Consider the following 20,078-nt stretch of genomic DNA (forward strand, 5'->3'; position numbering starts at 1 on the left):
GCAGGATTAACATTATGGAATTCAGTCTATTTTATTTTTCTGGTGATGGTTCCACCACTAGTCACGACAAATATCGTCTGTTAATTGAAGGTGCAAAGTTTGCCGATCGCCATAAATTTGCGGCGGTTTGGGTTCCCGAACGTCATTTTGATGCCTTTGGTGGACTATATCCCAACCCCTCCGTGGCAGGTGCTGCGATCGCCATGATTACCGAGCATATCCAAATTCGTTCTGGCAGCGTCGTGATGCCCTTGCAAAATCCTCTGCGCGTAGCAGAAGAATGGGCGATGGTCGATAATCTTTCTCAAGGTCGAGTTGGTCTGTCTTTCGCCCCTGGTTGGCATCCTAACGATTTTGTGCTTTTCCCCGAAAAGTATGCCGACAAGAAGGAAATTATGTGGAGCGATATCCAAGTTGTAAAGCAACTTTGGCAAGGAGAAGCGATCGCCCTCACGGGGGGCAATGGTAAACCTGTGAATATTTCCACATTTCCTCGACCGCTACAGTCACGTTTACCCATTTGGATTACTGCTCTTTCTGACGAAACGTTTATTGATGCAGGAAAAATTGGTGCGAATATCCTCACTTCGCCTCTATATCAAAGCTTAGATGAAATCCTCCGCAAAATCACTCTCTATCGTCAATCACTCACCCAACATGGTCACGATCCCAAAAGTGGCAAGGTGGCGATGATGATCCATACATTTATTGATAACGACCTAGATGCTGTCCGCAGGAAAGTACGACAACCATTCAAAAACTACCTGAAAACGCATTTTGATCTGGTGGTCAAATCTGCGGGGGATTTACGGTTTTCCATCGACCCTAAGACCATGACGGCTCAAGATTTGGATGACTTACTTGATTTCAGTTTCGAGACTTATTTCAACGGCAAAGTCTTAATGGGAACTCCCGCTCATTGCCAAACCATGATTGATAGTCTGCAACAAGCAGGAGTTGATGAAGTTGCTGCTCTCATTGACTTTGGCGTTGAATTCGACTGGGTAATGGAAAGCTTAGATTTTCTCAAAGATCTAAAAAATAGTTGTGCATCACGTCAACCAGTCAAAGTTTGTTAGCCCTAAGAAACCATTTAAGAATTAATTTCTGCGATCAAAAGCTCTAAGAGATCCCCCTCAATCCCCCTTAAAAAGGGGGAAGAATTTAATTCTCCCCCCTTTTTAAGGGGGGCTGGGGGGGATCTAGACAATTCTTAAATGGTTTCTAAAAGATAATACACTGCGCAAAGTGCGGTGTATTATCTGCCCAAAGCATTACTTCATTTAGTTAAAAGAGGCTAGATATGAACATTAACTGGAGTATTTTGGTCGCCGCAATCGGTGGTGCATCAATTGATTTTTTAGAGATTGCGGTAATTGCTTATGCGATCGCCAGATCGGGCTATCAGCGAGAAGCTGTTTGGGGCAGCATCTTAGGAGTACTACTAGTTGCAGCAATTGCTTTTCCTTTTAGCGAGATCTTGGGATTAATTCCGCTCCATTGGCTAGAAATTCTGGTCGGGATAACTCTGATTTGGGTTGGTTGGCGCTGGGTGAGCAAATCGATCAAACGTCAGGCGCAGGGAAAACGCGCTGGTTGGATGTCCGATGATCCGCTAGCCGCTGAAGAGATTGTGCTAGACAAGCAAAATTCAGGCTTTAGCAATCTGAATTTTTGGGTGATGACCAAAAGTGCAATCCTCGAAGCTTTGGAGATTGCGATCCTCGTGGTCACCTTAGGATTAGCTTCAGGAGCATGGTATGAGTCTTTAGCTGGAACTGCGATCGCCCTCATATTTGCGGTAGTCATTGTCGCTGCCTTGCATAACTATTTGCTCAATGTTCCAGAAGTATTGATTAAGTTAGGATCTGGGATCTTACTAGGTGCATTAGGAACGTTTTGGTTAGGAGAGGGACTGGGAGTTACATGGATGTTTGCAGATTTCGCGATCGTGGCAATTGTCGCAGCTTACAGTGGTTTAGCCATGCTGTTCCTGTGGTGGTCAAAGCGTCAACATATGGAAGTTACCATCGCCAATCAAGTGGAATAGGTTTCTGACAGACAGATTCCACAATTAAAACCAATTAAACAGAATTGATAGAGAGTTAAAAGATGAATGATTTATCCAAACGCATTGCGGCTTTGTCTCCAGAGCAACAGGCTTTATTAAAGCGGCGCATCAGCCAAAAGCAAGTCCAACAACCTAAGTCTTGGACAATTCCCAAAAGAGATCTATCTAAACAGAATCATCTTGTCGTCTCCTTTGAACAACAAGGAATGTGGTTTCAACATCAATTAGGAACCACCAGTGCAGTCTCCAATAATGTTTCTATATCTCTGAAAATCACAGGGAATCTCAATGTAGATGCTCTGGAGCAAAGTATCCGAGAAATCATTCAGCGCCACGAAATTCTCCGCACAAACTACCAAACGACTACGGGAGAATTAACTCAAATTATTATCCCACCCAGAAACTGGACGCTAAGGATGATTGATCTACAAATGTACCAGATTCCCGAACGAGAAAGGGAAATCAATCGCATTGCATCCTTTCAAGCTTGTCAGCCGTTTGATCTAGCAATAGATTCATTATTGTTGCGAACAACATTAGTCCAAAGTGATGTTTGCGAATTCGTACTGATCTTAACTATCCATCACATTGCTATGGATGCTTGGTCTCTGGGCATCTTTTTTGGAGAATTGAATGTTCTGTATGCGGCATTTTCCTCAGGTAAACCTTCTCCTCTGGAGCCTTTACCAATTCAATATGCTGATTTTGCAGTTTGGCAGCAACAGCACTTACAGGGCAAAGCACTAGAGAATGATCTCGATTACTGGAAGCGACAATTAGCTAATTCTCCCGATTTATTATCCCTCACAAGCGATCGCCCCCGTCCTTCTATCCAATCTTTTAGGGGTAAAACCTTATCTTTTTTAATACCAAAAACGCTCGCTGAATCCCTCAAATCTCTATCCGAGCAGAATGAAGCTACTTTATTCATGATTTTATTAGCAGCTTTACAAACACTCCTATTTCGTTATACAGGACAAAATGACATTGTAGTAGGTTCGCCGATCGCTAACCGTCATCAATCAGAAATCGAAAACCTAATCGGTTGTTTTATTAATACATTAGTTCTCCGAACTGACTTATCAGGAAATCCCAGTTTCCGAAATTTACTAAAGCGAGTACGCGAAACAGTCCTAGGAGCCTTAGCTCACCAAAGCCTGCCCTTTGAAAAGTTAATAGTTGAATTTGAGCTAGGGCAGAGTTTAACCTATGCGCCATTATTTCAGGTGATGTTAATTCTCCAAAATGCTTTTTCGACAAAGAGTATTGAGTTGTCAGGACTCAAAGTTGAATATGAACGCATTAACAATCAGACATCTGATTTAGATCTAACCATGCACTTGGTGGAAGGAGATACGGGATTAATCGGGAAATTGGAATACAACACAGATTTGTTTGATGAGTCTCGAATGAATCGAATGTTAGCGCATTTTCAGACCTTGCTAGCAGCTATTGTCGAAAATCCTGATTGCACTATTTCGGCACTTCCAATCCTAACATTGACAGAACAAGAACAGTTAGCAACATGGAATCAAACAAGCTCCATCGATTTGGCAAAGCTAATAATTCCAGAATTAGCTGGACGCGAATTGCCTATTGATAAATCAGTCCGTAAGTTTAGTACCTATATTCTCGATCCATGCTTACAACCTACTCCTATTGGTATTCCTGGAGAGCTTTATATTGGCGGTCTCGATGCCGCTATCTATAAAACTGGCGATCGCACGCTCTACTCATCAGACGGAACGATTCAGTTTTTGGGACGAATTGAGCATCAAATAAAAATACACAGATTCTATATTCAACTAGAAGATATTGAAGCTATACTGATGCAACATCCTCAAATACAGGAAACTATTGTCATTGAGCAGATTGATCGTGCAGAGCTTGTAGATGATCAACAACTAATTGCCTATATTGTACCGATCTTGGGCTATACGCTCAACTCTCGCAACCTCCGCCGTTTTCTAGAAAAAAGGTTGCCGAAGTATATGATTCCTACCGAGTTCATCCTATTGAAATCATTCCCTATTGATGAGAATGGAAGAGTGAATCGTCATAGTTTACCGCTAGCAGAGTCAATTAGCATTGACTTAGCCATAGATTTCATCGCACCACGCACCGCCACAGAGAGAGAAATTGCCCAGATTTTTATGAAGGTCTTGGAAATTAATCAGGTGGGTATCGATGACGACTTCTTTGAGTTAGGAGGACATTTTTTATTGGGAAACAAATTGGTAAATCGATTACTTCTAGTCTTTCAAGTTAAGATCACCATCGTCGATTTATTTCAGTCACCCACAATTGCTGGTTTAGCAGAGCGTATTGAGCAACTCCAAAACTTGACTGCTTCTGAGAGTTTTGAACTTACGCAAAATGACAGAATATAGAACCCATTCGATATCTTGTCCATATACTACAAGCCTTTCAGGTATCTAGGTTGTATCGGTTTGGTTATACACCCCTCTTGTTCCTGATGATTGAGCAGTTGCTTGCAAACTATTAGAAATTTCTAGAACAGTTAGTCAGCAACCCCAACAAGACTTTAAGCCTCAGGACATAAAGCCCAAAAGAGAAAGGCGGCGCGAAGCGCCGCCTTTCTCTTTTGGGCTTTTCAGATTGTTGATTTGTTAGGACTCACGCATCTGCCCTGCAATAAATTGCGGGCTAAAAGCTTAAACCTGTTGAAACAGGTTGGTTTGAGGCTTTCTTTAGTCAGTTTTAACTGACTTGAGCTTTGAGCCAAGAACTTTAGTTCTTGGTTGATTTGCGTAAGTCCTATTTGTCTTACAGTCATTGAGTTACATTTGCCCATGTACTGCTAGCCAAATGCAAGGTGGCTCGATACTGGTATATTCAACACGATGCTTTGTATGCGCGGGGATGAGCAGATAGTCGCCTGCTTTTAGTTTTATCCTCATATCATCAGCATAGGATAGCTCCGCTTCGCCTTGAAGTAAAATCACCCATTCATCGGTATTTTGGTCATACCATTGTCCAGAGGTCGTAGTTTGCCCTGTAGAAATAATGCGCTCAATCTGGATGTTTTCACCAGTAACTATTTGCTCAAATTTTTCTAGATGATTTAGGTTGTTGGGAAGTTTGAAGATGTTTGTCATGGCTTCAATAAGTTTTACCTATTCTGAATTAAAGTTTCGATTTCTGCTAGTGGCTTAGCAATCTTTTTATTTTTTTAGGATTATCCCAGATCTTAGATTTTTGACTTCCCAAATGCTATTACAGGGTTTTACTCCCTCTTTCTATCTTCATTTTTTGGCGACTATCTTGCTTTCTATTCTCTTTAGACTGTCACGATAAATTTAACGGGTAGCCCTTCTTGTAGTTCTCCTTCTTGCCATTCATAGGGTTCATAGTTGTCTAAACTTGACAAGTCGCTCTCTAGCCAGTCTGTATCTTCTAGAGTGCGTGAGTTTTCAGTTTGCCAGACAAGATAGTTTAAAAAGCTAAGAACTTCTCGCAGCTTATCATCAGAAATAATTTCTAAGCGTTGTACTATCTCACTTTTAATTGTGTTCATACTACTTTTCTCGACTCACGCTCAAGTTAGTTTTAGTTTAGCAAAACCCTAATAATAAATGCGATCACCTATTCACTAATCCATAACTAGCGATCGCCTTTTGTCATCATCAAGCGCGATCGCTAACAGATCCTTACAGACAAAAATAATCGCCTAAAATGTCAGAATTTCAGTAGGGTAGAAATAGGCGATCGCACTTTTTTTAGTTCTCGTCAAGAGAAATTGATTTGCTAAAGATACCTTTATATCACTAATTATTGATTGTCATAATATACTTACAAATTTCTATTGATTGCTGCAATTAGAAAAAGTATTTTGTATCTAACTGTGTAGCTAATCCAAATACAATTTCTTCAGTTTCATGCCAACATTCCATAACTTCATCCAATGATGGTCTATACGCATATTTGTGAACTACTTGGTTTCGCAAAGATGAGACTTTCATCTTTTTTAATCTAATTAGTAGATCAGCTGTCTCTGCACCACTTGAATTTATGATATCTATATCCTTTAAATTATCAGCATAGTTCTTAAATTTCTTTTCTTTTACTTCTGTATTTAAAAAAGCTAAAATCTCATTTTTTGATGTAAATTTTCTATCATTTAGATATAGCCAAAAGAACATATCTATAAGTGGTTTAAATGTTAGCCTCTCCATCTTTTTACCAATCTCGGCATAAACAACATCAAAATCTTCTTCTCTAAGAAATTTGTTTTTATAAGGATGATATAATAGTTTAATCCAAATGCTATGATTTAAAAAGCATTCTATTGCCTGAGCTAGATTTAGGATACAATACATATACTGTTTCTGTTTTAATAGTTGACGAATCCCAAGAATTAAATACTCGTATGGCTCTCCTATTTGGTCATAGTTTATATTGAACAACTGTTCACAATAAATGCATTGAACTGTTTTAAAGCAGATTGGATCAATTGTTTTTAGATCTGTTATACGGTTATATATATTCCATTGCTTGCAAGTTGGACAGACGGCTGCAAAGTTCTCATAGTCACACTTTCTTTCAGCTGCATAGAGATAGCGATCCATTTTATATACCTTCTATATATTCTGTATATAATTTATATCATTTTAATTAATGAACATGTATAAATTTAGCTGGTTTACAATATTCAATAACTTGTCTAGGCAGAAAAAATACCGTTAAAGAAATAGATGGTTAATAGCTCCCAAAAGCACTTTATTTTAACAATGCTTAGAAATACGAAACTCCATAACTCATTTATACTAGAGAAAAGTGATAGAGAAAATGCCAGACCTACTTAAAAGAATCACCATCAGCCCCAAACAATGCAGCGGTCGTCCCTGCATTCGTGGCATGAGAATTCGCGTTTCAGACGTTCTCGACTTGTTTGTGGCAGGACTTAGTGCCGAAGAGATTTTAGAAGAAATGCCCGATCTAGAAAGAGATGACCTAAAAGCAGCAATAGCGTATGCATCTCGTAAACTTAATCATCCTGTATTAGTCGCATGACCATCTGGATTGATGCCCATTTATCACCAGCGATCGCCCCTTGGCTCTCTAGAACCTTTAACATAGCTATCTAGTCTTTTACTGAAGTGATTTAACCATAATTGGCTTAACTTTCTAGTTTATTGGTGAAGCGAACTTGTCTAGTTTGGGAATGTTATTGATAAACCTGTAACTCAATATAGATAATGCAAGCTATTTCATGAAAGCCATAAACTTTTCTCATTATCGCAAAATTGTTGTTTTAACTGGCGCTGGAGTATCTGTTGCTTCGGGAATTCGACCTTTTCGAGGTAAAGGAGGATTATGGAATGAAATTAATCCAATTGAATATGCAGATAGTTCTTTACTTAAAACCAATCCAAGAGCAATCTGGCAACTAGATGGAGCCTTGAGAAAGCAATTAGCAACAGCACAACCCAATGTCGCTCACATTAAGCTGGCACAGTTTGAAGCTAAATTGTCTCCAGATAAGCAATTCACGCTTATTACTCAAAACATTGATGGACTACATCAACTTGCAGGTAGCTCAAACGTTATTGAGATCCATGGTAACGTTTGTCGCACTCGATGCAGTAACCCTACCTGTAATCTGACAGCTTATTTAGACAGTAACCCTTATGATGATGTGCTACCTATTTGCCAGATTTGTAGTTCCCCACTGCGTCCAGATATAGTACTGTTTGGCGAACACCTACCAGTTAAGGAAGAGTGGTTAACGAAACGAGCCTTACGGGATTGTGACCTTTTTATCGCGATCGGTACTTCTGGAACTGTCTATCCAGCCTCTGGATTTGTCCGATCAGCCGATTATGCTGGAGCTAGAACTATCCTGATCAACTTAGAGCCGATGGAACCTAAGAATCCTTACTTTAAAGAGGAGTATTTAGGAGCTGCTGAAGAAATTGTCCCCCTTTTGTTTGGTGCAACATCATAAATTATGAAGAATCTATTTCCTCTTTTGAATATCTTGATCGCCCCATCCACCAAACATTGAGTTAAAGTTAAACTTACTGCACAAAGCCCGATCGCAAATAATCACCCATGAATATTACAGTCAAGCTTCGCCGCCAAACATCGCGCAATAGTGAACCCACTTATCAAACCTATCAAATCGAAGCCGACCCCGATCGCACAACTGTACTTGATGCATTAATCAAAATTCAAGGTGAACAGGATGGCTCCATTGGCTTTCGGCGCAACTGTCGCAACGCCATTTGCGGATCTTGCTCGATGCGAATTAATGGGCGATCGGGCTTAGCTTGTCAGAAACATATCAGCGAAGTAATGAGCGATCGCGATACCGAACTGGTCATCGAACCAATGCAAAATCTACCCGTGATCAAGGACTTGATCGTAGACATGACTAAGTTTTGGGATAATCTCGCCAAAGTCGATCCCTACGTCTCCACCGCATCACGGCAAATCAGCAAAACTGAATACCTCCAAACCTCAGCCCAACGCGCCAAACTCCAAGCTGCTGCCAATTGCATTCTCTGCGGTTCCTGCTATTCCGAATGTAATGCTGCGGCTGTCAGCGATCGCTTTGTTGGCCCCCACGCCCTAGCCAAAGCATATCGAGTCATGGCAGATAATCGCGACGATCGCACTGAGGAAAGGGTAGAGAAATATAACGAATCAGGATTTGTTTGGGACTGCACGCGCTGCTATAACTGCAATGAAGTCTGTCCAGTAGAAGTACAACCTCTAGATCGAATTTCTCAAATCAAACATGAGATCCTCGCTAATACAGATTTACCAGAATCCACCGCTCAGCGTCATCGACACGCGATGGTTGAGCTAGTCAAAGAAGATGGATGGATCGACGAAAGTAAATTTGGGGTGCGCGTAGTTGGTGATAACTTCCGCGATATCAAAGGATTACTAAGTATTTTTCCTCTCGGTATCCGCATGGTTTTACATGGCAAAATGCCCTATCCTTGGGAGTTTCAGAAGTCAGAAGGTGCATCTGAAGCTAAAGCTTTAATTGAGTCTATCTATTCTGCAAAAAGTAATCGTGAAAGCAAACAATAAATTTATCCAAACCGTGAACGGGACAACTCAAGATTGCATAATTATAGTTGTAATAATTTTTTAATCGCAATCATGACGAACCCTCTGAAACGCACTCCTCTTTATGATCTCCATGTTGCTTCTGGTGCGCGGCTAGTGGAATTTGGCGGTTGGGAGATGCCCGTGCAGTATAAAGGGCTGGTCGCAGAACATAATGCCGTGCGATCGCAGGTGGGGATGTTTGATGTGTCGCATATGGGTAAATTTGCGATCACAGGCGAAGGCGTTCTCGAAACTTTGAACAAACTTGTACCATCGAACTTAGGGCGCTTAAAAGTGGGGCAAGCGCTATATACAGTTTTACTCAATGAGCAAGCAGGAATTATTGACGATGTGATTTTTTATCGTCATGAACCTGATGGCGATCGCGAAAATTGGTCAGTAATTGTCAATGCCTCGACCACTGACAAAGACAAAGCATGGTTGCAACAGCATTTAGGCGATCGCTTGATTGATAACTCGGCTTCGCAAATCTTGATTGCCGTACAAGGTAAAACTGCGATCGTCACTATTCAAGATCTCGTGACAGCGGATTTATTGAAATTACCGCGTTTGCGATTTGGGCATACTCGCACCGATATTTTAGGAACACCCAGCTTTATTGCGCGGACGGGCTATACAGGGGAAGATGGCTGCGAAATCATGACCGATATCGAAACGGGTAAAGCGCTTTGGCAAAAATTACTCGATCTTGGTGTTGTACCTTGTGGCTTAGGTTGCCGTGACACCTTGCGTCTGGAAGCAGGAATGCATCTCTATGGACAGGATATGAATGACACGATCACACCTCTCGAAGCCGATCTTCAGTGGATCGTGCATCTCAAAGAGAAAGGTGATTTTATTGGGCGTGAGGTTTTAGAAGAGCAGAAACAAAATGGAGTCACCCGCAAATTAATCGGCTTAGAATTAGAAGGACGCAATATTGCCCGCCATGATTACCCAATTCGCTATGAAGGCGAAACTGTCGGCATTGTCACCAGTGGCACAATGTCCCCAACTTTGGGCAAGGCGATCGCCTTTGGCTATGTCCCATCTGAACTAGCAAAAATGGAGCAAATTCTCCAAGTCCAAATCCGCAACAATGATTTTCCTGCCAAAGTCACAAAGCGTAATTTCTTGTGATCTTTTTATGACCCAATTTTAAGATTTGTCACGACGGTGCGACAAATCTTAAAATTGGGTCATAAAAAAAATAGCTTGACAATCAGATCACAGCTGCGTTAGGATAATGTGCTTATGTCTTGAGTCAAACCTAGACATATACTCCGCCCACTAAAACTGCAGTCACTTAGTGCATGAATAAGCCTACTCTTGTTACTCCTGCCTTCGTTCTACCAGATCTTGTAGAAATCCAGCGGGAGAGTTTTCGATGGTTCCTAGAAGAAGGACTTATTGAAGAGCTTGAGAGTTTCTCACCGATTACAGATTATACGGGCAAAATGGAACTCCATTTCATTGCCAAAGATTATAAACTCAAGCGCCCAAAATATAGTGTTGATGAGTCCAAACGTCGGGATGCCACCTATGCCGTACAGATGTACGTTCCCACGAGGCTTATTAACAAAGAAACAGGAGAAATAAAGGAGCAAGAAGTTTTTATCGGCGATCTGCCTCTAATGACAGATCGTGGAACATTTATTATTAACGGTGCTGAGCGAGTCATCGTCAATCAGATTGTGCGTAGCCCTGGGGTTTATTACAAACAAGAGATTGACAAGAATGGTCGCCGCACTTACAACGCCAGCCTTATTCCTAACCGAGGAGCATGGCTGAAATTTGAAACCGACAAGAATGATCTTGTCTGGGTTCGTATTGACAAAACTCGTAAACTTTCTGCGCAGGTACTACTCAAAGCGATCGGCTTGAGTGATGCCGAAATTCTTGATGCTCTTACTCACCGTGAGTACTTCCAGAAAACAATTGACAAAGAAGGTCAGTTTGACGAAGACGAAGCACTCAAAGAACTTTATCGCAAGCTCCGCCCAGGTGAGCCACCTACCGAGTCGGGTGGTCGTGAACTTTTGCGATCGCGCTTTTTTGACCCCAAACGTTATGACCTCGGAAAGGTTGGACGTTATAAGCTCAACAAGAAATTGCGCTTAAATACCCCAGACACCATGCGGGTATTGACCGAGAAGGATATTCTCACTGCAATCAACTATCTGATCAACCTCAAGTTTGACATCGGTGAAATCGATGACATTGACCACTTGGGCAACCGTCGCGTTAGGTCAGTTGGTGAATTGCTACAAAACCAAGTCCGTGTTGGCTTAAATCGTCTAGAACGGATCATTCGCGAACGGATGACTGTGTCTGATGTTGACGCTCTCACGCCAGCCTCGTTGGTTAATCCCAAGCCGCTAGTAGCCGCAATCAAAGAATTCTTTGGTTCCAGCCAACTGTCTCAGTTCATGGACCAAACCAATCCTCTTGCTGAGTTAACTCACAAACGCCGTCTTAGCGCTCTTGGCCCTGGTGGTCTAACTCGTGAACGTGCAGGCTTTGCAGTGCGGGATATTCACCCAAGCCATTACGGTCGCATCTGCCCCATTGAAACTCCTGAAGGTCCTAACGCAGGGTTGATCGGTTCTTTGGCAACTCACGCTCGTGTTAACCAGTATGGATTCATTGAGACTCCTTACTACGCGGTCGAAAACGGCAAAGTTCTAAAAAATCAAGAGCCTGTCTATATGACGGCTGATGAAGAAGATGAATTCCGTGTCGCCCCTGGTGACGTAGCTACCAACGACGAAGGCTATATCTTCCTTGAAATCGTGCCAATTCGCTATCGTCAAGAATGGGGTACGGCAAGTCCCGAAGAAATCGACTATGTCGCGGTTTCGCCTGTACAGATTATCTCGGTGGCAACATCGCTGATTCCATTCCTTGAGCATGATGATGCTAACCGAGCCCTGATGGGCTCGAACATGCAGCGTCAAGCCGTTCCACTATTGCGTCCTGAGCGTCCTCTTGTTGGTACTGGGCTAGAAGCTCAAGCCGCTCGTGACTCAGGTATGGTGATCGTCTCGCGAGTTACAGGTGAAGTCTCCTATGTATCTGCGGATGAGATTCGCGTCAAGGCTGATGATACTGGACTAGAGAGCAGCTACCGTCTGCAAAAATATCAGCGATCAAACCAAGACACCTGCTTAAATCAGCGTCCTCTGGTCTGGGTTGGCGATACGGTGGTTTCAGGACAAGTTCTTGCCGATGGTTCAGCAACCGAAGGCGGCGAAATCGCTCTTGGACAGAACATTCTCGTTGCTTATATGCCTTGGGAAGGCTACAACTACGAAGACGCAATTTTAATTAATGAGCGCCTCGTAATTGATGATGTGTACACTTCGATTCACGTTGAAAAATATGAAATTGAAGCAAGACAAACCAAACTCGGTCCCGAAGAAATCACTCGCGAAATTCCTAACGTCGGTGAAGATTCTCTGCGTAATCTTGATGAGCAGGGCATTATCCGCATCGGTGCTTGGGTAAGTTCTGGAGAAATCCTTGTCGGCAAGGTCACACCAAAGGGTGAATCTGATCAACCACCTGAAGAAAAACTCCTAAGAGCAATTTTTGGTGAAAAGGCTCGTGATGTTAGAGACAACTCATTGCGTGTGCCTAACGGTGAAAAGGGTCGTGTTGTCGATGTGCGCGTATTTACTCGCGAACAAGGCGATGAGTTACCCCCTGGGGCAAACATGGTCGTCCGCGTCTATGTTGCTCAAAAACGCAAGATCCAAGTCGGCGATAAGATGGCAGGTCGCCACGGCAACAAGGGCATTATTTCGCGCATTTTGCCGAAAGAAGATATGCCATTCTTGCCCGACGGCACTCCTCTTGATATCGTGCTGAACCCTCTGGGTGTGCCTTCACGGATGAACGTAGGACAAGTGTTTGAATGCTTGCTCGGTTGGGCAGCCGAAAACTTGAATGCTCGCTTTAAGATCGTGCCATTTGATGAAATGTACGGAGAAGAAGCTTCAAGAGAGTTGGTGAATGGTCAGCTAGAACATGCTCGTAATCACACTGGCAAAGACTGGATCTTTAATGATGAATTCCCAGGTAAGTTGGTCGTCTATGACGGACGTACAGGTGAGCCATTCGATCAGCCCGTGACTGTTGGTAAAGCATATATGCTGAAACTAGTTCACCTTGTCGATGACAAGATCCACGCTCGTTCGACTGGTCCTTACTCACTAGTTACGCAGCAGCCACTTGGCGGTAAAGCTCAACAGGGTGGTCAGCGCTTTGGAGAAATGGAAGTATGGGCGTTGGAAGCATTCGGTGCTGCCTATATTCTCCAAGAGTTGCTCACAGTTAAATCTGACGATATGACGGGACGTAACGAAGCACTCAATGCGATCGTTAAAGGTCACGCAATTCCTCGACCTGGTACGCCAGAATCATTCAAGGTATTGGTGCGTGAGCTTCAATCTTTATGTTTGGATGTGTCAGTCCACAAGCTATCTGAGGACGGTAGCAACCAAGATACTGAAGTGGATTTGATGGTGGATACTGGCTCACGCCGTACACCAAATCGTCCTACCTATGAGTCTGTCTATCGAGGCGATATCAATTTTGATGAGGATGATGACTAATTAAATCAGACAATTCGTAATTCGTAATTCGTAATTGATAATTACGAATTACGAATTACAAATTACGAATTTATTGATAATCAGTTGAAGAATTTATAAATAGTCAATTTACTAAGGACGTTGTAACGTATGGCGAAAGTGGAACAGCGATTTGACTATGTCAAGATTGGCTTGGCATCACCCGATCGCATTCGTAAATGGGGCGAACGAGTTCTACCAAATGGCAGTTTGGTTGGCGAAGTCACAAAACCTGAAACTATTAACTACCGCACATTGAAGCCAGAAATGGATGGCTTGTTCTGTGAACGGATTTTTGGTCCCGCAAAGGATTGGGAATGTCATTGCGGTAAGTATAAACGTGTGCGTCATCGCGGTATTGTCTGCGAACGCTGCGGTGTAGAAGTGACAGAATCACGAGTACGTCGTCATCGCATGGGCTTTATTAAGCTAGCTGCCTCAGTTACCCATGTGTGGTATCTCAAGGGTATCCCTAGTTATATGGCTACTCTGCTGGATATCCCTCTACGTGATGTTGAGCAAATTGTTTACTTCAATGCCTACGTTGTCCTTAATCCTGGGATTCAGTCTGAGGTCGATGGCGAAGTTACCGTAGTCAATAGCCGTGAAATTATTGTGCGTGGCATTGATGGCGTTGAAATAGCTTACCCTCTACATCCCAAGCATACTCCAACTACATCAGAAGGAAAAATTGTTGAAGTTGGAGAAGTGCTTGCTACTGCCTATAACCTCTCTTATAAGCAATTGCTTTCAGAGGATCAATGGATTGATCTTGAAGATCAAATTTATGCTGAAGATCCTGTACTAGATGGGATTGAAGTAGGTATTGGAGCAGAAGCAATCAAGCAGCTATTGCAAAATATCAATCTTGAGAAAGAAGCAGAGCGTCTCCGCACCGATATCGAAAACTCTAAAGGTCAAAAACGCGCCAAGTTAATTAAGCGTCTGCGCGTGGTTGATAACTTTGTAGCGACAGGTTCTAGACCAGACTGGATGGTATTGGATGTAATTCCAGTAATTCCTCCAGATTTGCGTCCGATGGTACAGCTTGACGGTGGACGCTTTGCCACGAGCGATTTGAATGATTTGTATCGTCGAGTAATTAACCGTAATAATCGCCTAGCTCGATTACAGGAAATTCTTGCGCCTGAAATTATCGTCCGTAACGAAAAGCGGATGTTGCAGGAGGCTGTTGATGCGTTGATCGATAACGGTCGTCGTGGACGCACGGTGGTTGGTGCAAATAATCGCCCACTCAAGTCTCTCTCGGACATCATCGAAGGCAAGCAGGGTCGTTTCCGTCAAAACTTGCTCGGTAAACGGGTTGACTATTCTGGACGTTCGGTAATCGTTGTCGGACCTAACCTGAAGATTCATCAATGTGGTTTGCCCAAGGAAATGGCGATCGAGCTATTCCAGCCTTTCGTGATTCATCGCCTGATTAAAACAGGGCTGGTGAATAACATTAAAGCGGCGAAGAAACTGATTCAACGCAATGACCCAGCTGTTTGGGATGTCCTTGAAGATGTGATCCGCGAACACCCCGTCATGTTAAACCGTGCCCCGACGCTGCACAGATTAGGTATTCAAGCTTTTGAACCTTTGCTGGTAAGTGGTCGTGCAATTCAACTGCATCCGCTTGTCTGTCCTGCCTTTAACGCTGACTTCGACGGTGACCAAATGGCGGTTCACGTGCCTCTGTCGATTGAAGCACAGGCGGAAGCGCGTCTATTGATGCTTGCATCTAATAACATTCTCTCGCCTGCTACTGGTCGTCCGATCGTTACACCTAGCCAAGATATGGTTTTGGGTTGTTACTATCTCACAACTGATAATCCTTACAAACAGAAGGGTTTAGGACGTTACTTCTCCAACTTCAATGATGTCGTGATGGCATACGAACAAGGCGAAATCGATATTCACGCCAGTGTTTGGGTACGTTTTGAAGGAATTCTTGAAGGTCAAGGCGAAGAAAAAGACGATGAAGAACCCAAGGTCACAGTTCTAGAAGATGGTACGAAAGTAAAGGAATTTGATTTCCGTCGTATTCGTGAAGATGCTGAAGGCGGTTTGATTTCTCAATACATTAAAACCACTCCTGGGCGTGTGATTTTCAATCAAGCAATCTATGCATCCCTAGCGAGTTAACTGTTTTTAGTCACATCGCTTAGCGATGTGACTAAAAACATAGAATTTCGATTAATTACTCCAAAGATTATTTAATAGCTTAATACCATGGCAGATTTCACGACTAGCAACACGGACTCGCCTGAACAAAAGAAGCCTCAGCGCTTTATTAATCGCACAATTGACAAAGGCCAACTGAAAAAGTTAATTGCTTGGGCTTTTACGAATTATGGAACAACTAGCGCTGCCAACGTTGCTGATCAACTTAAGGCGTTAGGTTTTCGCTATGCAACTCAGGCAGGTGTTTCAATTAGTATTGAGGATTTGCAGGTTCCTGCTAGTAAGAAAGCTTTGCTAGCGGCGGCAGAACTGGAGATTGAAGAAACAGAAAGCCGTTATACAAGGGGCGAAATTACCGAAGTAGAACGCTTCCAAAAAGTAATTGATACTTGGAACGTTGCTAACGATAACCTCAAGGATGAGGTGGTGAAAAACTTCAAAAGCAACAATCCCCTCAATTCTGTTTACATGATGGCGTTCTCTGGTGCTCGCGGAAATATTTCGCAGGTGCGTCAGCTAGTTGGTATGCGTGGGTTGATGGCCGATCCACAAGGGCAAATCATCGATTTACCGATTAAAACGAACTTCCGCGAAGGATTGACAGTTACTGAATACATTATTTCGTCATATGGTGCGCGTAAAGGTCTGGTAGATACTGCGTTACGGACAGCTGACTCTGGATATCTTACTCGCCGTCTGGTAGACGTATCACAAGATGTAATCGTCCGCGAAAATGATTGCGGCACAGCTCGCGGCATTCGTCTGAAAGCAATGAAAGACGGGGAAAAGACCCTGATCAAGCTTTCCGATCGCTTATTTGGTCGTGTAGCGGCTGAGGATATTATCGATCCCAAAACAGGCGAAGTGATTGTTTTTCATAACCAAGAAATTTCTGAAGACTTGTCTTTAGCCGTAGCCAAAGCTGGTGTCGAAGAAGTTTGTGTACGTTCTGCCTTTACTTGCGAATCTACTCGCGCAGTTTGTCAGATGTGCTATGGCTGGAGCTTAGCTCATTTAGAGTTGGTAAACATCGGCGAAGCCGTAGGGATTATCGCGGCGCAGTCCATTGGTGAGCCTGGTACACAGCTAACCATGCGGACATTCCACACGGGTGGTGTATTTACTGGGGAAGTTGCAGAACAGCAACGCGCTCCCCATGATGGCACAATCAAATACAACAAAAAGTTAAAAGTTCGCCCCATGCGTACTCGCCACGGTGAAGATGCCTTTATCGTTGAGTCAAATGGTGACTTTTCTTTAGAAAGTTCTGAAGGCAAAAAAGTCTATGCGATCACCCAAGGTTCGACATTATTAGTGCGCGATGGACAGAAAGTAACTCAAAACCAATTGATGGCTGAGGTATCGATCACTGGTAAAACCTCTCGTAAAACCACCGAAAAAGCAACTAAAGCGCTGAATACTGGTTTAGCTGGCGAAGTATTATTCTCAGATCTAGCGATCGAAGAGAAAAAAGACCGTCAAGGTAATACCAGCTACGTAGCTCGTGGGGAAAAAGGTCGGGTTTGGGTATTGGCTGGTGAAGTCTATGACTTACCGCCAACTGCGGAACCAACCGTCAAAAATGAAGCCCAAGTCCAAGAGGGCGATGTGCTTGCGGAAACTCGCTTGATTACTGAGCATGGTGGAGTTGTCCGTCTTAGCGAAGAAGATAGTCGCCATAACCGTGAAGTGGAAATTATCACAGCTTCGGTCATCTTGGATCAGGCGATCGTCAAAGAAGAAAGCTATCAAGGTCGTGAGCATTATGTGCTTGAGACTCAAGGTGGTCAAAGCTTCTCCCTGAAAGCTTCTCCAGGCTCAAAACTGATTAACAATCAAGTCGTTGCTGAACTGATTGATGATACTTATCAAACTAAGAGCGGCGGTATTATCAAGTTTGCTGGTGTAGAAGTCGCTAAGCGTAGCAAGGGCAAGCAGGGTTATGAAGTCGTTAAAGGCGGCACATTACTCTGGGTTCCTGAAGAAACCCATGAGGTGAACAAAGATGCTTCCCTGTTGATGGTCGAAGAAAATCAGTTCATCGAAGCTGGTACTGAAGTCGTCAAGGATATCTTCAGTCAAACTGCTGGTGTGGTCGAAGTATTCCAAAAGAACGATATTTTGCGTGAAATCGTGATCAAGCCAGGTGACTTACATTTGGTCGATGATCCACAAACGGCGATGCAAAAGAATGGGTCTTTGGCTTATCCCGGAACGGAAATCATGCCTGGATTAGTTTCTCCTGAGCTGCGCTATGTGGAATATCTGGACTCAACCGAGGGGCCAGCATTGTTGTTGCGTCCTGTGGAAGAATACCAAGTCCCCGATATTCCAACAGTTCCTAGCCAAGAATCGGTTAATCAAGAAGGTCGTTCAATTGGTCTCCGTGCAGTTCAGCGTATTCCTTACAAGGATGGCGATCGCGTGAAGGCGATCGACAGCGTTGAGCTATTGAAGACGCAATTATTGTTAGAAGTTGATACTGATGCCCCTCAATTAGCTGCGGACATCGAGTTTATTCCTAACGACACCGATCCAGGCAGTCTACGCTTGCAATTGGTAATTCTCGAATCGTTGGTGATTCGTCAAGACAACTCTGGCGATCCTGCCCATAGCAACTCGCGGACAAGACTATTGGTAAATGACGGCGATCGCATTGAGCCTGGCGCAGTTGTCGCCCGTACCGAAATTCTCTGTAAGAAACCAGGTCAGATCCGTGGTATTCGTCAAGGCTCGGAAGTAGTTCGTCGTTTGCTGGTAGTCACTGAATCAGATTGCATTACGACACATTGTCCTAGTCCCACAGTTAAAGTTGGCGATCTCTTGCGATCGGGTGATGAAATTGGCGATGGTGTGATTACTGAAGAGTCTGGACAAGTCCTCAGGATTGAGAATGACTCAGTCGTATTTCGCATCGGTCGCCCCTACCTCGTATCCCCTGGAGCCTTGTTGCAAATCCATGACGCTGACCTTGTTCAGCGTGGAGACAACATTGCGCTGCTGGTATTTGAACGTGCCAAAACTGGAGACATCATCCAAGGGTTACCTCGGATTGAAGAACTACTAGAAGCACGTAAACCCAAGGAAATGTGTGTACTTGCACGGACAACAGGAACTGCTCAAGTTACCTACGACTCTGACGACAATCCTGAAGTGAAGATTCTTGGTGATGATGGCGTTCTGGATGATGACTATTCATTCAATGCTGGTCAGAGTGTGATTATTTCTGATGGTCAGAAGCTCTTGGCTGGTGAAGCACTTACCGATGGGCCTGCTAATCCGCATGACATTCTCGATATCTATTTCCATACTTACAAGGAATCTCTTGGAGTCAGAAAAGCGGCTCTAATCGGGTTGCAAAAGGTACAAGAGTTCTTAATGAACGAAGTCCAGTCGGTATACCAATCTCAAGGTGTAGATATTTCCGATAAACACATTGAGGTAATCGTTAAGCAGATGACCTCTAAGGTTCGGATCGAGGATGGTGGTGATACTACTCGTCTTCCTGGTGAGTTGGTAGAACTTCATCAAGTTGAACAAATCAACGAAGCGATGGAAATTACGGGCGGCGCACCTGCGGATTACACACCTGTATTGATGGGTATTACGAAGGCAAGTTTAAATACCGACAGCTTTATCTCGGCGGCGAGTTTCCAAGAGACCACTCGTGTTCTCACTGAAGCTGCGATCGAAGGTAAGTCTGACTGGTTGCGCGGCTTGAAAGAGAACGTGATTATCGGTCGTTTGATTCCTGCGGGTACGGGCTTTAATGCTTACGATACGCCAATTGTTGATGTCGATAATGGCTATGAGCCAGAACTCGGCTATGACGAAGAAGCGGATGATGTGATCATTGATGACAATACTGCACGTAATTATCAAATCATTGAGCCTCGGATCGAGCCAATTCGCGTTGTCGATAAACCACGTAGCCGTCGCAGTTTTGACGATGAGCTAGTGGATGATGATGTCGAATTTGAAGATGATGACGAGGAAGATGATGATGAGTTTGAGGATGAAGACTAGATAAAAAAGGCGGTGCTAAGCACCGCCTTTTAAAACTTATTTTGGGAGATGGTTTGCTACGCAAACCATCTCCC

The 20,078-nt window shown here is 43.4% G+C and carries 13 protein-coding genes; 10 read left to right on the forward strand and 3 right to left on the reverse strand.

The genetic code is table 11. The annotated features are described in order from the left end of the window. Window positions 1–14 precede the first annotated feature (14 nt). From CQ839_RS07930 to CQ839_RS07940, 3 genes are all read left to right on the forward strand, one after another. Complete coding sequence (locus CQ839_RS07930) at window positions 15–1,079, forward strand: LLM class flavin-dependent oxidoreductase (protein WP_103667735.1); 1,065 nt, start codon at window positions 15–17, stop codon at window positions 1,077–1,079. A gap of 224 nt (window positions 1,080–1,303) precedes the next feature. Continuing rightward, window positions 1,304–2,050 carry a COG4280 domain-containing protein gene (locus CQ839_RS07935; RefSeq protein WP_103667736.1) on the forward strand — a complete coding sequence of 249 codons (747 nt, stop codon included), beginning with the start codon at window positions 1,304–1,306 and terminating at the stop codon, window positions 2,048–2,050. A 62-nt stretch (window positions 2,051–2,112) separates the two neighbouring features. Further along, window positions 2,113–4,461: a condensation domain-containing protein gene (locus tag CQ839_RS07940; protein ID WP_103667737.1), complete on the forward strand. Its 2,349-nt coding sequence runs from the start codon at window positions 2,113–2,115 to the stop codon at window positions 4,459–4,461. Between the two features lie 411 nt (window positions 4,462–4,872). Here CQ839_RS07940 and CQ839_RS07945 read toward each other — a convergent pair whose 3' ends face one another. From CQ839_RS07945 to CQ839_RS07955, 3 genes are all read right to left on the reverse strand, one after another. Then, the gene (locus CQ839_RS07945; protein WP_103667738.1) at window positions 4,873–5,190 is read right to left on the reverse strand and encodes a cupin domain-containing protein; all 318 of its coding nucleotides are present in this window, start codon (window positions 5,188–5,190) and stop codon (window positions 4,873–4,875) included. Between the two features lie 182 nt (window positions 5,191–5,372). Beyond that, the gene (locus CQ839_RS07950) at window positions 5,373–5,609 is read right to left on the reverse strand and encodes a hypothetical protein (protein ID WP_103667739.1); all 237 of its coding nucleotides are present in this window, start codon (window positions 5,607–5,609) and stop codon (window positions 5,373–5,375) included. A gap of 301 nt (window positions 5,610–5,910) precedes the next feature. Further along, a complete protein-coding gene (locus CQ839_RS07955; protein ID WP_103667740.1) occupies window positions 5,911–6,660 on the reverse strand; it encodes a hypothetical protein in 750 nt (249 codons plus the stop codon). Window positions 6,661–6,880: 220 nt separating this feature from the next. Here CQ839_RS07955 and CQ839_RS07960 point away from each other — a divergent pair, with 220 nt between their 5' ends. The 7 genes from CQ839_RS07960 to CQ839_RS07990 all read left to right on the forward strand — a co-directional run bounded on the left by CQ839_RS07960 (window position 6,881) and on the right by CQ839_RS07990 (window position 20,004). After that, window positions 6,881–7,105, forward strand: coding sequence for a DUF433 domain-containing protein (locus CQ839_RS07960; RefSeq protein ID WP_103667741.1), 225 nt, complete (start codon window positions 6,881–6,883; stop codon window positions 7,103–7,105). Window positions 7,106–7,304: 199 nt separating this feature from the next. Then, complete coding sequence (locus CQ839_RS07965) at window positions 7,305–8,039, forward strand: Sir2 family NAD-dependent protein deacetylase (protein ID WP_103667742.1); 735 nt, start codon at window positions 7,305–7,307, stop codon at window positions 8,037–8,039. Window positions 8,040–8,146: 107 nt separating this feature from the next. Next, window positions 8,147–9,136, forward strand: coding sequence for a succinate dehydrogenase/fumarate reductase iron-sulfur subunit (locus CQ839_RS07970; protein ID WP_103667743.1), 990 nt, complete (start codon window positions 8,147–8,149; stop codon window positions 9,134–9,136). A gap of 72 nt (window positions 9,137–9,208) precedes the next feature. Beyond that, the gene (gene gcvT / locus CQ839_RS07975) at window positions 9,209–10,297 is read left to right on the forward strand and encodes a glycine cleavage system aminomethyltransferase GcvT (protein ID WP_103667744.1); all 1,089 of its coding nucleotides are present in this window, start codon (window positions 9,209–9,211) and stop codon (window positions 10,295–10,297) included. A 173-nt stretch (window positions 10,298–10,470) separates the two neighbouring features. Next, window positions 10,471–13,773 (forward strand): DNA-directed RNA polymerase subunit beta, encoded by a 3,303-nt coding sequence (gene rpoB, locus CQ839_RS07980; protein ID WP_103667745.1) that lies wholly within the window; start codon window positions 10,471–10,473, stop codon window positions 13,771–13,773. 129 nt (window positions 13,774–13,902) lie between these two features. After that, a complete protein-coding gene (gene rpoC1, locus CQ839_RS07985; protein ID WP_103667746.1) occupies window positions 13,903–15,939 on the forward strand; it encodes a DNA-directed RNA polymerase subunit gamma in 2,037 nt (678 codons plus the stop codon). An 87-nt stretch (window positions 15,940–16,026) separates the two neighbouring features. Continuing rightward, window positions 16,027–20,004 (forward strand): DNA-directed RNA polymerase subunit beta', encoded by a 3,978-nt coding sequence (locus CQ839_RS07990; protein ID WP_103667747.1) that lies wholly within the window; start codon window positions 16,027–16,029, stop codon window positions 20,002–20,004. The last annotated feature ends 74 nt before the right edge of the window (window positions 20,005–20,078 follow it).

The sequence above is a fragment of the Pseudanabaena sp. BC1403 genome, assembly GCF_002914585.1.
Taxonomy (GTDB): domain Bacteria; phylum Cyanobacteriota; class Cyanobacteriia; order Pseudanabaenales; family Pseudanabaenaceae; genus Pseudanabaena.

What these genes read in the sequence shown, in the direction of transcription:
- CQ839_RS07940 (WP_103667737.1), top strand. Translation starts at nt 2,113, where the DNA reads ATGAATGATTTATCCAAACGCATTGCGGCTTTGTCTCCAGAGCAACAG.
- CQ839_RS07950 (WP_103667739.1), bottom strand. Translation starts at nt 5,609, where the DNA reads ATGAACACAATTAAAAGTGAGATAGTACAACGCTTAGAAATTATTTCT.
- CQ839_RS07930 (WP_103667735.1), top strand. Translation starts at nt 15, where the DNA reads ATGGAATTCAGTCTATTTTATTTTTCTGGTGATGGTTCCACCACTAGT.
- CQ839_RS07955 (WP_103667740.1), bottom strand. Translation starts at nt 6,660, where the DNA reads ATGGATCGCTATCTCTATGCAGCTGAAAGAAAGTGTGACTATGAGAAC.
- CQ839_RS07970 (WP_103667743.1), top strand. Translation starts at nt 8,147, where the DNA reads ATGAATATTACAGTCAAGCTTCGCCGCCAAACATCGCGCAATAGTGAA.
- CQ839_RS07990 (WP_103667747.1), top strand. Translation starts at nt 16,027, where the DNA reads ATGGCAGATTTCACGACTAGCAACACGGACTCGCCTGAACAAAAGAAG.
- CQ839_RS07965 (WP_103667742.1), top strand. Translation starts at nt 7,305, where the DNA reads ATGAAAGCCATAAACTTTTCTCATTATCGCAAAATTGTTGTTTTAACT.
- rpoC1 (WP_103667746.1), top strand. Translation starts at nt 13,903, where the DNA reads ATGGCGAAAGTGGAACAGCGATTTGACTATGTCAAGATTGGCTTGGCA.
- CQ839_RS07945 (WP_103667738.1), bottom strand. Translation starts at nt 5,190, where the DNA reads ATGACAAACATCTTCAAACTTCCCAACAACCTAAATCATCTAGAAAAA.
- CQ839_RS07960 (WP_103667741.1), top strand. Translation starts at nt 6,881, where the DNA reads ATGCCAGACCTACTTAAAAGAATCACCATCAGCCCCAAACAATGCAGC.
- CQ839_RS07935 (WP_103667736.1), top strand. Translation starts at nt 1,304, where the DNA reads ATGAACATTAACTGGAGTATTTTGGTCGCCGCAATCGGTGGTGCATCA.
- rpoB (WP_103667745.1), top strand. Translation starts at nt 10,471, where the DNA reads ATGAATAAGCCTACTCTTGTTACTCCTGCCTTCGTTCTACCAGATCTT.
- gcvT (WP_103667744.1), top strand. Translation starts at nt 9,209, where the DNA reads ATGACGAACCCTCTGAAACGCACTCCTCTTTATGATCTCCATGTTGCT.